Here is a 12,444-nt window from a genome sequence, read left to right as displayed (position 1 = left end):
TCGCCGCCGGCCCTCAGGCGCTCTCCTTCGGGTAATCGGAGCCTCGCCTGCGCCTGGACACCGCCTCGTAGCTGACAAGGACGACGAGGAACGCGGTGAGCAGGCCGAGAGCGGCCAGGCCGGGCAGGAACCGGCCGGCGGGAATCAGCAGCAGCGCCGCACCGGGGGCAAGAAGTTGTCCCGGCGTCACGGACCGGACGCTGAGGCTCAGGAAGGTTGCCCTGCCCGCGAGGTACAGGGCAGTCCCACCGAACAGCGCGACCGCCGGGGTCCAGTCCAGGCGCAACTCGGCGGTGTGGTGAGCCTGATCGTGTGCCAGGCGGGCGAGCACCTGCTCGACCCCCAGCGCCAGGTAGATGGTCCCGGCGATCAGCGGGAAATGGACAACGCTGTAGGCGTTGGCGGCCAGATGGCCCCGCCGCAGGCCGGACTCCGTCCTCAGCGCCCTCCCGGCGGTCGCCGCGTGCTCGGAGTACAGCCGGTACAGGCACACCGTGACGGCGAGAGTGAGTAGCCCGCCCAGCAGAACCGGTCCACTGATCATCCCAGCCCGGATCCCGGCGCCGACCGAGATCAGGGATTCGCCGAGCGCGATGATCACCACGAGGCTGTGTCGCTCCACGAAGTGGCCCGGGCTGCGTATCGGCCATCCGCTCAGAATGGAGGCGACCACTCCGCCGGCCAGGTCGACGGCGAGCGCTGCTGTCCAGAGCAGCATCTGTGCGGTTCCGCCGGATACGGCACCGATGACGAGCGGTATCCAGGACAGCGCGGTGGAGAGGGCGTAGAGGCGAATGGTCCTGCGCAGCCGCCTGTCGCCCGCCGCCGCCCAGTAGTAGAGGGCCAGATGAATCACCCTCACCACGACGTAGGCAAGCACCAGGATCAGCCGCGGTTCCAACGTTCCTGGCCCGGATTTCCAGACGTCGGGGATGACGAGTGCGGCGAGGAAGACGGCTGCCATGGCGACGGTGGTACCGGCACGGATCAGCCCGACATCGATTTGGGCCTGGTTTCCCAGCCAGGAGTAGACCAACCAGGAGATCCACAGCAGCAGGAGGACCAGGAATCCCTGCGCCAGGGTCATCGGCGCAGGCCGCGCGCTCATGAACTCGGTGACCCGGATGAGGCCGAAGACGAACACCAGATCGAAGAAGATCTCGAACAGGGTCGTCCGGTGAGTCTCCGCAGTTACCACCGGTCGTGGCGCGAAGATCTGCCTCATCGCTTCATCTTCATCGTCCGCCGCGCGGCGCTCGCGGCGTTTGGGGTTCGCGGCTGGCTGGTGGGCGTCGAGGATGGATCTCGGGCCGGCCGCCCGTACCGTCGGCTGCCGTCACTCCGGCGGGTCGGTGGCCCGCCGGTTCTCCCGGATCGTCTCGTCGGCCAGCCGCTCGATCGCGCGCCGGCGCTCCTCGGCGACCGCCTGCTCGTCCCGCTTCCGCGGTGCGCTGAAGACGGCGACCAGGAAATCGCGCCAGATGCTTGCCAAGAATTCCCCCCGTGGAACGTTGCAGGGTGACAACGTTAGTGCGGACGGTGGGATCTCGGACAACCGGTACTTCGGGTCGTCGGGCGGCCCGCGACGGGGTATGAAGGGGCAGGAATCTCCGTACACCGGAAGGACGCGCTCACAATGACCCTGGAACGACCGATCGCCCCGGACCCGTACGAGCTGCTGCCGACGGTGCCCTCGTTCACCCTGACTAGTGACGACGTGCAGAACGGCGAGCCGATGGACGCTCGGCACGCACACGGCAGCACCGGCGGTGACAACGTCTCCCCGCAGCTGACGTGGTCGGACTTCCCCGCCGAGACGAAGAGCTTCACCGTGACCTGCTACGACCCCGACGCGCCGACCGGCAGCGGCTTCTGGCACTGGGTGCTGGTAAACGTGCCGGTCGACGTCACGCAGCTGCCCCGCGGCGCGGGTGGCGCGGCGGGCACCGACCTGGGTGGGGCGTTCTCGGTCCGCAACGACTACGGCGCGCAGGGCTACGGCGGGGCGGCCCCGCCGGCCGGTGACCGCCCGCACCGGTACGTCTTCGCCGTGCACGCCCTGGACGTCGACCGCCTGGACCTGACCCCCGACGCCACCCCCGCCTACGTCGGCTTCAACCTCACGTTCCACACCCTCGCCCGAGCGGTGATCCGCCCCACCTACCAGATCAAGGACTGACCCTCTCCCCCGCGATCTTGCACTTGCTGCCCCTGCATGCCCGACAAAGAGGGCGTAAGTGCGGCAGGAAGTGCAAGGTCACGGGGGTGGAGGAGCGGGGATCAGGCGGGGACGCGGGCCACGGCGAAGACGGACTGGCCGAATGGAGGGCGGATGCGCTGCTCGGCGGCCTTGGTGGCGGGGAGTACGAGGGTGTCGTACACCTTCACCATCGGGCCTTCCTTCGGCATCAGCCGGAAGACCTTGGTGGCCATGAAGTAGCCGAGCAGGCCCAGCGCGTTGGCGTAGTGGATCTTCTCGATGGTCAGGCCGGCCTCGGTCATCGCCGCCCCGAGCGTCTTCTTCGTGTAGCGGCGTACGTGGCCGGTGGCGATGTCGGCCGGGCTCATCGCGAACTGGAACGCCGGCACGATGATGATCACTGCGCCGCCGGGCCGGACCAGGTCGCGCATGCTGCGTAGCGCGCCCACGTGGTCCTCGATGTGCTCCAGCACGTTGTACGAGACCGCCGCGCTGTAGTCGCCCCGGTCGTCGTGCGGCAGCAGCATCTGCCGGACATCGATGCCAGGCCGGTCGGCGAGGCGCTCCTTGAGCTGCACCAGACGGTCCGGATCGGCCTCCGTGGCGGTGAACCGGGGCAGCCGCTCTGACCATTCCAGCGCGTAGTCACCGAGACCGCTACCGATCTCGATCGGGTCGTCACCGAGGTACGGCACCGCCAGTTCGACGAACCAGCGGCGGTGGTTGACAGCGGTTGCCAGGCCCTCCAGAACCTCGGACTGGACGCGCTGATCCCCAGTGATTTCTGCCATGCGTCGATTCCTCACGATATGAACTCGACCCGTGCCTGGACCGACAGAGTGAATCATCCGCTGGGACGGGCGAAGAATCGGGGCAGCGGGGTGGCCGAATTGCGGTCGGGGGTGGGCACGTGATCGGCGGTCGGCGAACCCGGCACATAGTACGGCAGTACCCCGAAACATGTCACGGCGGCGGGTTACGCTGACTACCCTCTGAATTGTCATGACTACTCCCGAATCGGACGCGCCCGGAGACGGCCCGGCCACCGCGTCGCCGGTGGAGAGGCCTGGCGGTCGTGGACGCTTGACCCGCAACGGGAAGTGGGTGGATCTGGCCGCCGTGCTGAGCTTCGTGGTGCTCGGCTTCTGGGTCACCGGGCGGCTCTGGCTGGAGCCGGGCAGCGCGGTGCGCGACAACCGCACTGATCAGTCGCAGTTCGAATGGATGATGGCGCACGGTGCGCGGGTGGTCACGCATTTCGCATACCCGTTCCATTCGGACCGAATGAACGTTCCAGACGGCGTTAACCTGATGGCTAATACGTCCGTATTATCCATTTCGCTGCCAATGACACCGGTCACCCTGCTCCTCGGGCCGCGCGCGGCATTCCTGCTTTTTCTGACCGCCGGAATGATTGCCACCGCCACTGCCTGGTACTTCCTGCTCTCCCGGGTCCTGATCGGCGCTCGCGGGCCGGCGTGGCTGGGTGCGGGCTTCTGCGCGTTCGCGCCGGCGATGGTGTCGCACGCCAATGCCCACCCGAACATCGTGTCGCAGTTCGTCGTCCCGCTGATCATCTGGCGCACGCTGCGGCTCGGTGAGCCGGGCCGCTGGCTGGGCAACGGCGTGCTCCTCGCACTGGTGATCGTCTGGCAGGCATTCCTCAACCTGGAGATCCTGCTGATGACCGCGATCGGGCTGGGCGTGATCGTCGGCGCGCTCGCCCTCGGCCGCCCGGATCTTCGATCGCGGGCCAGGCCCTTCCTCGCCGGCCTGGCCGTCGCCGCCGGGGTCGCCGGGCTGCTGCTGGCGTACCCGCTGTACGTGCAGTTCTTCGGACGCGGGGCCTACGCCGGGCTGTCCCGCCTGATCCGCGGCTACTCCAGCGATCTCGCCTCGTTCGCGGCGTACTCCCGGGAATCGCTCGCCGGCAACTCGCGCACCGCGGCGAACCTGGCCAAGAACCCCACCGAGGAGAACAGCTTCTTCGGCTGGCCGCTGCTGGTGCTGGTGGTCGCCCTGGTCTGGTGGTTGCGCCGCTCGGTCGTGGTGCTGGCGCTGGCCGCCCTCGGGCTGCTCTTCGCGGTGCTCTCGCTGGGCCGGGAGATCCGCTTCGACGGCCGGGGTACCGGTGTGCCGGGGCCCTGGGCGGTGCTGGAGAACCTGCCGATCCTGCACTCGGTGGTGCCGACCCGGTGGGCGTTGGCGATCACCCCGATCATCGGGCTGCTGCTCGCCTACGGTGTCGAGCACGCCCGCGAGCTGGCCCGCTCGACACCGACCGCCCGGCGGCAGATCCGCTTCGCCACCGCCACCGTGCTCACGATGGCCCTGCTGCCGATCCTGCCCACCCCGCTGCCCGTGGTCCGCCTCGACCCGATTCCCACCTTCGTGACCAGTGGGGCCTGGCGGCCCTACGCGGCTGGCGGGCACAGCGTGGTGACCCTGCCGCTGCCGGACACGAACTATGCCGAGCCACTGCGATGGTCCGCGGCGACCCGACTGGACATGCCGTTGGCGCGCGGCTACTTTCTCGGCCCGGACACCCGGCCGAGCGCGGAGGCGCCGCGGATCGCGCTGTTCGGCGCACCACCCCGCCCGACCAGCAGCTTCTTCGCCACCATCCAACGCACCGGTGCGGTGCCGCCGATCACCCCGCAGAGCCGCATGGAGGCGGTCGACGACCTGCGCTACTGGCGGGCCGGCGTGGCCATTCTCGGTCCGCACGAGCACGCGGCGGCACTGCGGCGAGGGATGACCGAGCTGACCGGGATACAGCCGGTCTTCACCGGCGGGGTGTGGGTGTGGGACGTCCGGCCGTTGACCGACTGAGCGAGGCTCAGCCCTGGCGTACGCAGCAGCCCTGGCAGACCTTCGGGCTGGGCAGGGTGAAGGCGAGGCAGCAGGTGCGCCGCTGCACGCTCGGCTCGCCGGTCGGCCCCGGCACCAGCTCGACCAGGTCGGCCAGGTCGAGTGCGCCGAGCAGGGTGTCGATGGTCTGCACCGTCGAGCCGGGCAGCCCGTCCGTGGCCCGCAGGATGCCGTGCGCGATGCCGGAGGCGACCGAGCCGAGCAGCGTCCGGGTGCCCACGCGGACCTCCGCCTGGATCGCCGTGATGAGCGGGGCCAGGTGGGCGTCGAGCAGCGAGGCGCGCAGCGCGGCCAGCAGCTCCGCCTCGCCGGCGACGACCCGCACCTCAGGACGGCCGGCGAGCGCCAGCGGGTCGCTCGGCAGCACCGCCACGGTGGTGCTGCGGCGCAGGCCCAGGGTGAGCAGCGGCCGGTGGTCCTCGAAGTGGATCAGCACGTCAGACGGGTCGAGCAGGGGCACCCGCCGGGCCGAGGCCCAGCCGAGCACGACCGGCAGCGCCGTCCAGTAGCTGTAGGACTTCCAGGCCAGCGCGGCGCAGGCGTGCGGGGTGCCGCCCCAGCGCAGGGTGGCCGCACGCAGGAGTTCGGGAAGCCGGCTGCCGTCGATCAGGGTGGTCGCGGGCGCCCAGCCGAACTCGTCGTCGACCAGCAGGCCCCGTGCGAGCCCGGGCAGGTCGTCGGTGCCGAACATGGCGCGCATCGCCGCGGTGACGGGGGCGAGCGGCGGGACGGCCACGTCCTGCCTCGGCATCACCGCTGTCACCGTGTCATCCCCCGTCTGCGTGACCGAGGAGCTGACCCCGGAGGACGAACCTGCCGTCCTGAGCTAAGGCTAGCCTAACCACGGCCGCAGGTCTAAGGGAAGCCTCACCTCGGTCGGATCGGAAGCCGCAGGTCACTGCCACTTCCGGCGGGAGCGGACCCCACGCTCCGGCGTACTACCCGGCTTCTGCCCTGGAAAACGCTGGCGCAGCATTGATGGCGGTCGGTGGATTGTCAAGGAGTGTGTCGGCAAGGTGCCAGATGCGTGTGCGTTTCGGCACGGAACGTGAAACTGATACTCCCGGCCACGAGGAAGCCGATGACGACCTCACCCCTCGAACGGGCTGCCGATTCCTTCGCGGCCGAGCTAGCCCGCCAGCGGACAGGGCGGGGGCTGTCAAAGAAGCAGTTGGCCGTCCTGATGGGGTTCGACCCGTCCTATGTCAGCCACGTCGAGGGGCGCCGGCACCGCCCAACCGAGGACTTCGCCCGCCGCGCCGAGGCCGTCCTGGAGGCCAGCGGCGCGATCTGGCAGCGCTTCCGGGAGTACGACGAGCTACGGCACGCACGCGCCGGTCAACCGCACCGCGAGCCGCACCTGCCCGGCCAGTGGCTGCCACCCGGCACCGGCCTCGTCGTGGAACGGGAGCTGGCCACCCTCGCCTACACCGACGCCGGCTACCGGTGCGTCATCCACCGTGAGCTGTACAACGCCGGCACCGAGCCGGTCACCCGCTACCTGGTCCGGGTCGCCGTCGACCGCTACCCGAACGACCCCGGCCGCTCCAACCGGCACCACCGGGAGCACCCCCTCACCTTCGCCGAGCTGCAACTACAGGCCCGCCGGGATGACGACGGCGGCGACCCGGAGCCGATGCACTGGCGGGCCAAGCACGACCGGGACGCGTTCAAGGAGATCTGGCTGCTCTTCGAGAACGGTGAGCGGCGGTTCCCGCTCTACCCCGGCGACCGGGCCACCATCGAGTACGCGTACAGCGTCGGGCAGGAGAAATGGGGCCCCTGGTTCCAGCGGGCCGTCCGGCTGCCCACCCGCCAGCTCGCCGTACGCCTGGACCTGCCGGCGGCGCTCGACCCGCAGGTCTGGGGCGTGGAGACCTCGCTCTCGGCGGAGGAGGGCCCGCTGCGAACGGCGCCGCAGCGACACGACGAGGGCGACCGGGCGATCTTCGACTGGCACACCGACGACCCGCCGCTGAACGCCCGCTACCGGATGCAGTGGCGATTCCGCGCCCGACCGGATACCGACCCGGACGTCGGCCCCGGCGGGGCCCGGGTCCGGCCCAGCGACCGGATGCGCGGGATCGGCATCGTGCAGCGCGGCGCCGACCTGCTCCGCCAGCGCGGCCGCCCGTTCGACCTGCCCGGCGAGGAACAGGCGGCCCGGGACGTGGTCGACCGGCTCAACACGGCCCTGGCCCGCCTCGACGAGCTGCACCCGTTCAGCAAGGGGGTGGGCATCGCCGCCCCGCAGCTCGGCATCGGCCGGGCGGCGGCCGTGGTCCGGCCACCCGACCGGTTGGCGGAGCCGGTCGTGCTGCTCAACCCCCGGGTGGTCGACGCCTCCCCGGACACCGACGAGCAGTACGAGGGATGCCTCTCCTACTTCGACCACCGCGGTCTGGTGCCCCGGCCGCTGCGACTGGACGTGGAGCACGCCCAGTGGGACGGCAGCCGGATCATCACCTCGTTCGAGTTCGGCATGGCCCGGCTGGTCGCGCACGAGATCGACCACCTGGAGGGCCGGCTCTACGTCGACCGGATGGCGCCCGGGGTGCCACTGGTGCCGGTGGAGGAGTACCGCGAGACCGGGCACCCCTGGCGTTACTAGGACGGGGACCGGGGCGCGTGCCCCAGGGGGCAGGGGCACGCGCCCCGGTGTGGGGGGAGGAACGTCTAGAGGTCACCGAAGGTGTCGTACCGGATGTGCGGCGGCGGCACCTCGTCCGCGGCCAGCACCCGCAGAGTGGACCGGACCATCCGGGCCGAGCCGGAGACGTAGCAGTCGTGCGTGGTCCACGGGCCGTACCGGGCCACCACGTCCGCGACATCGCCCAGCTCGCCGTCGAAGTCCGGGTCCTCGCTACACGCGGCGGTGACGGACAACCACGGGTGTACGGCGACCAACTCCTGCAACCCGGCCAGGCCGTACAGGTCCGCCGCCTGCCGGGCACCGTAGAAGACGTGCACCCACCGGGTCCGGTTGCAGGTGGCCAACTCCTCCACCAGCGCCTTGATCGGCGCCAACCCGACCCCACCGGCCACGCAGAGGATGTCCCGGTCAGAGGAGCGGTCCAGTGTCATCGACCCCATCGGCGCGGCCAGCCGGAGCAGGTCACCCGGCCGCACCCGACGGACCAGCGCGCCGGACACCCAGCCGGCCCCGGGCGCCCGCACGTGGAACTCCAGCACGTTGTCGTCGTTCGGGGCGTTCGCCACCGAGTACGTCCGCCACACCCGCGGGTGGTGGCGCGGCACCTCCAGGCTGACGTACTGGCCGGCCCGCCAGACCAGCGGATGCTGCAACGCCCGGCAGGTCAGCACGGCGATGTCCGGGCCGTACCGCTCGTGGGTCAGCACCTCGGCGTGCCAGAACGGCGGGTTGTCATCGTCCGCCGCCCCGGCCACCATCTTCGCGGCGATCGCCGCGTACGCGTCCCGCCACGCCTGGTCGTACTCCAGGTTCCAGCCATCACCGGCGGTGCTGCGCAGCGCATCCAGCAGAGCCAGGCCCATCGTCGCGTAGTGCCGCTCATCGACGTGGTACTTGCGGTGATCGCGGCCCAGCGCCCGGAGGAACTCGTCGAAGCTCTCCGGGTCGTCGACGGTGTGGATCGCCGTGATGATCGCTTCCAACAGGCGGTCGCCCTGGCCGGTCATCTGCACCGGGAAGAGCTGCCGCAGAGCGGGGTCGAGCAGGAAGAGCCGGGCGTAGAAGTGGCCGCTCAGCCGGTCCCGGTGCTCCTCGACCAGGGTCCAGCTCTCCTTCAGCAACCGCGCGACGTTGTCCACCGGGGCGCTCCTTCTCCAGACGGCAGCGGATCGGGCACCCATAGAATCTCCACGGAGCGTGCACACCGGTCGCACAGAATGTGCGATCGGTTCACGCCGGCCGGTCGGCGGTGCCGCCGGTGCCACCCGTCGGGCAGAGTGGGGCGGTGACCGTAGAGCTGACCCGCCCGGTGTCCCGCCGGCTGCTGGGGACCGAGACGCTGTTGGTCCTCGGCCTTTCCCTCGGCCAGTCAGCGGTCTACGCGGTGGTCTCGATCATCGCGAAGCTGACCGCCGACGGTCCGCTCTCCAAGCAGACGGCCTCGCTGAACACCTCGGCGTCGGCCCGACCCTGGCTGGACCTGACGTACCAGCTGCTCGGCATCGTCTTCGCGCTGCTGCCGGTGCTGCTCGCCGTACACCTGCTCACCCGCGACCCCGGCGACCCGGTGCGGACCCTCGGCCTGGACGCCCGGCGGCCCGGCCAGGACCTGGCCCGCGGCGCCGGCCTGGCCGCGCTGATCGGCCTGCCCGGGCTGGCCCTGTTCTGGGTGGCAGCCCAGCTCGGCATCAACGCCACGCTGGTGCCGGCGTCGCTGCCCGACGTCTGGTGGGCGGTCCCGGTGCTGATCCTCGCCGCCGTGCAGAACGCCGTGCTGGAGGAGGTGATCGTGGTCGGCTACCTGGTCACCCGGCTGCGCCAGCTCCAGTGGCGGCTCGCCGCGATCATCGCGGCCAGCGCGCTGCTGCGCGGCTCGTACCACCTCTACCAGGGCTTCGGCGCGTTCGTCGGCAACGCGGTGATGGGCGTCGTGTTCAGCCTCTTCTACCTGCGCACCCGGCGGGTGCTGCCGCTGATCATCGCGCACACCCTGCTCGACGTGGTGGCCTTCGTCGGGTACGCATCGCTGCCGAAGGAGTGGTTCGACTGGCTGTGACCGGTCAGCCCGTCACCGGGGCGGCCGGGGCCCGCCGGTAAACGGCCACCGCCCGGGCCGCGAGCCGGTCGGCCGCCGCCGCGTCACCCAGCGCCGTGGCGAGCACCGCCGCGCCCGGCAGCAGCCGGGACGCCAGTCGCAACGCCAGCCACCCGCCGGCCTGCGCCGTGAGTGGTGCGGCCAGCCGCCACGCGGCCTCCGCCGCCCGAGCCCACGTCCCGTCCGCCGGGTCGCCCGCCGCCCGCGCGGCGGCCAACGCGGCACGCGCGCTCGCCGTGTCCGGGTGCACCTGCGTGAGCACCAGCAACTCGGCCGCCCGGTCGGGATGCGCCGGGTCCTGGCCGTACGCCGCCGCAAGGTGCAGCACCAGGTTCGAATGGGTCCAGAGCACCGAGGTCAGCTCGGCCAGCGGCGCGAAGAGCCCGGCCAGCGCGGCGGCCGCCCCGCCCGCGCCCGCCGAGCGCACGAACCGCCGGGTGGCCAGCCGGGCCAGGCCGTCCGCCGGGGCATCCGGGTACCTGGTTCGGAGCCGCTCAGCCCAGTCGGCGGCGGCGGGGCCGAGTGACCGCACCGCGGCGAGGGCCAGCAGCTCCGGGGCGAAGCCGGGGTGGTCCAGCAGGCGGGCGGTGACCGCCCGCAGCTCCGATTCGGGGGTACGCGACGACGCCGGCATGACGTGGTGCGCGGTGTCCCGCTCGTCGTGGTGCGAGCTGTCCCTCTCGTCCGGAGCGGTCTGCTGTTCGGCGGGTTGAGCCGGGGCTGTCGGGGTGGGGTCGTCGGGCATGGCTGTGGCCGGTGCCTGCTCGGCCGGGGGTTGCGGTGTGGGTGCGGGGACGGCCTTCTTCGGGGTAGCGCTCTTCCGGGCGGACGTCGCTCGCTTGGTCGGGCTCGTCGCTCGCTTGGTGGGGGCCACCGCCGGAGTGATCGGGGTGGCGGTCCCCTCGTTGGGGGTCGCCTCCAGGGCGGTTGGGCTCGCGGACCGCTTGTTAGGGACCATCGGGGCGGTCGGGGGCGCGTCGGACGACGGCGCTGTCGTGCTGGATGCCTCGACCGACGCCCCGGCTGCCTTCTTGGTGGCGGCCTTGCGGACGGGGGTGGCGCGGCTGGTCCGGGATTTCGGAGTCCGGGTCGGCGGGTCCGCCGGCTGCTCCGGGCTGACCTCGGGTGCTCGCTCGTCCGCCGAAGCCACCGAGCTGCCCGGGCCGGTCGGCTCGGTGGTGTTGAGCCGCTCGCCGCTTCCCGTCTCGCGGTCTGTCGGCCCCGGCTCCGCGCCGCTCGCTGCCTCTCGCTCTCTTGGGCCCCGCTGTTCGACGGTCCGAGCGTCCGACGAGCTTGGCTGGTCGGCGGGCGTTGGGCCGCTCCTGGCGGCGGGCGTCGGAACCGGCTGTCGGGGCAGTGGAAGGTCCGGATCCGGAGGTTGGAAGAGCACTGCCGGCGCGGCCTTGGCCCGGCGAGGGCGCTGGCCGCTTGGAGTGGTCGAGGCCACTGTCGGCCCGGATGTCGGTGCCGCCGCGTCCACCGACTGCTCGTCGGTCGGTGGCGTGAAGGTCGCACGCGGGGGGCGCCGACGCGCCCGGTCAGCAGGCTCTCGGCGGGTCGGCTCGCTGGGCGGCTGCTCTTGCATATCGATGGAGCGTAGTCCCGATCACGCCGCCGCACAGCGTTGAATCACGGGGGCCGGCGGCCCCGGTGGGCGTACCGAGGAAGTCGCTTTGCTCCCTGTGGGTGGCGACCTGTATTCTCGGGCGCGGTGGTCTGCGGGCCACCAGGGAGACTTCGCCTAGTCTGGTCTATGGCGCCGCACTGCTAATGCGGTTGGGGTCTTAAAGCCCCTCCCGGGTTCGAATCCCGGAGTCTCCGCGCGAAAGCCGGGTGTGTACACTGGCTGAGCACCTGCGCCCGTAGCTCAATGGATAGAGCATCTGACTACGGATCAGAAGGTTAGGGGTTCGAGTCCCTTCGGGCGCACAAGATCAAGAGGCGTCTGACCTGCCAAAAGGCGGTCAGGCGCCTCTTGTCGTGCCGTGCCGATGGACGCATTGGTCCTCGAATGGTGCTCGTACGACGAGGCTGTCCTACGTCCCGGCCTGTCCGTCTCCGTCGGTGTAGCCGCTGCCGGGTCCGATTGAAGGACTCGATCGCGATGCGGGTAGACGAGGGGGAGCCGTCCGCTTGTAGTGGTACGGCATCCCGGTGGACGTCCCCGACCGTCGCGCCCTGGACGCCTACGGGCTCGCGCTGGATTTGGCGCTTCACTGCTTCGGCGCGAAAGCATCACTCAGGCGCCGACGCACGGATTAGGAAACCGATGCTCTATCCCCTGAGCTACGAGGGCGCGAGGGCCCAGCTTACCTGCCAGCGGATACCCACGAGTGCCCAGGAGCGCCCGTCCGCGCTCACCGCTGCCAGCCGCCGTTGCTCCGACCGGTGGAGCAGACACCGAGCATGCGATCATTGGCCGGCAACGCCCGGTAACAACCGCTGCCCAACACTGACCAGAGCTACCCGGGCATGCTTACGACTCACCGAGCACATTCCGAGCGCTACCGTCGGTTGTGCTCGTTCATGCCTAGCCTCGGCCCTTCGTTAAGGGCTGCGCGGCGGCGGTCGCGGGAACGCGAAAGTGCCTTCTGATCTGGAACGATGTGACTTGTCTAGGGTCTC

10 protein-coding genes and 2 tRNA genes are annotated in these 12,444 nt (G+C 70.9%); 6 read left to right on the top strand and 6 right to left on the bottom strand.

Going from position 1 to position 12,444, the window contains the following annotated elements; genetic code table 11:
* Window positions 1-13: 13 nt before the first annotated feature.
* Window positions 14-1,225: a low temperature requirement protein A gene (locus ABZV00_RS33860; protein WP_355613766.1), complete on the bottom strand. Its 1,212-nt coding sequence runs from the start codon at window positions 1,223-1,225 to the stop codon at window positions 14-16.
* Window positions 1,226-1,336: 111 nt separating this feature from the next.
* Window positions 1,337-1,492, bottom strand: a complete 156-nt coding sequence (locus tag ABZV00_RS33855) for a hypothetical protein (protein ID WP_328421767.1) — start codon at window positions 1,490-1,492, stop codon at window positions 1,337-1,339.
* Window positions 1,493-1,636: 144 nt separating this feature from the next.
* Here ABZV00_RS33855 and ABZV00_RS33850 point away from each other — a divergent pair, with 144 nt between their 5' ends.
* Window positions 1,637-2,179, top strand: coding sequence for a YbhB/YbcL family Raf kinase inhibitor-like protein (locus ABZV00_RS33850; RefSeq protein ID WP_355613764.1), 543 nt, complete (start codon window positions 1,637-1,639; stop codon window positions 2,177-2,179).
* Between the two features lie 101 nt (window positions 2,180-2,280).
* Here the strand turns inward: ABZV00_RS33850 and ABZV00_RS33845 are convergent, their stop codons facing one another.
* Window positions 2,281-2,991 (bottom strand): class I SAM-dependent methyltransferase, encoded by a 711-nt coding sequence (locus ABZV00_RS33845; protein WP_355613763.1) that lies wholly within the window; start codon window positions 2,989-2,991, stop codon window positions 2,281-2,283.
* Between the two features lie 211 nt (window positions 2,992-3,202).
* Between ABZV00_RS33845 and ABZV00_RS33840 the strand changes: the two genes are divergently transcribed.
* Window positions 3,203-5,032 (top strand): hypothetical protein, encoded by a 1,830-nt coding sequence (locus ABZV00_RS33840; RefSeq protein WP_355613761.1) that lies wholly within the window; start codon window positions 3,203-3,205, stop codon window positions 5,030-5,032.
* Between the two features lie 7 nt (window positions 5,033-5,039).
* On the opposite strand, the gene ABZV00_RS33835 is transcribed toward ABZV00_RS33840, so the two are convergent.
* Entirely contained in the window at window positions 5,040-5,822 is a 783-nt protein-coding gene (locus tag ABZV00_RS33835) for a hypothetical protein (RefSeq protein WP_355613807.1), read from the bottom strand.
* Between the two features lie 330 nt (window positions 5,823-6,152).
* Between ABZV00_RS33835 and ABZV00_RS33830 the strand changes: the two genes are divergently transcribed.
* Window positions 6,153-7,682: a peptide deformylase gene (locus tag ABZV00_RS33830; protein ID WP_355613759.1), complete on the top strand. Its 1,530-nt coding sequence runs from the start codon at window positions 6,153-6,155 to the stop codon at window positions 7,680-7,682.
* A gap of 65 nt (window positions 7,683-7,747) precedes the next feature.
* Here ABZV00_RS33830 and ABZV00_RS33825 read toward each other — a convergent pair whose 3' ends face one another.
* A complete protein-coding gene (locus ABZV00_RS33825) occupies window positions 7,748-8,863 on the bottom strand; it encodes a globin domain-containing protein (protein ID WP_355613757.1) in 1,116 nt (371 codons plus the stop codon).
* Between the two features lie 146 nt (window positions 8,864-9,009).
* On the opposite strand from ABZV00_RS33825, the gene ABZV00_RS33820 reads away from it, so the two are divergent.
* Window positions 9,010-9,780: a CPBP family intramembrane glutamic endopeptidase gene (locus ABZV00_RS33820; protein WP_355613755.1), complete on the top strand. Its 771-nt coding sequence runs from the start codon at window positions 9,010-9,012 to the stop codon at window positions 9,778-9,780.
* A 4-nt stretch (window positions 9,781-9,784) separates the two neighbouring features.
* Here ABZV00_RS33820 and ABZV00_RS33815 read toward each other — a convergent pair whose 3' ends face one another.
* On the bottom strand, window positions 9,785-10,969 hold the full coding sequence (locus tag ABZV00_RS33815; protein WP_355613754.1) for a hypothetical protein: 1,185 nt from the start codon (window positions 10,967-10,969) through the stop codon (window positions 9,785-9,787).
* A gap of 580 nt (window positions 10,970-11,549) precedes the next feature.
* On the opposite strand from ABZV00_RS33815, the gene ABZV00_RS33810 reads away from it, so the two are divergent.
* Window positions 11,550-11,640, top strand: a tRNA-Ser gene (locus tag ABZV00_RS33810).
* Between the two features lie 35 nt (window positions 11,641-11,675).
* Window positions 11,676-11,748 (top strand) — tRNA-Arg (locus tag ABZV00_RS33805).
* Window positions 11,749-12,444 lie beyond the last annotated feature (696 nt).

The sequence above is a fragment of the Micromonospora sp. NPDC005173 genome, from assembly GCF_040608515.1.
Taxonomy (GTDB): Bacteria; Actinomycetota; Actinomycetes; order Mycobacteriales; family Micromonosporaceae; genus Micromonospora.
This window is presented reverse-complemented; position numbering and strand designations above follow the sequence as displayed.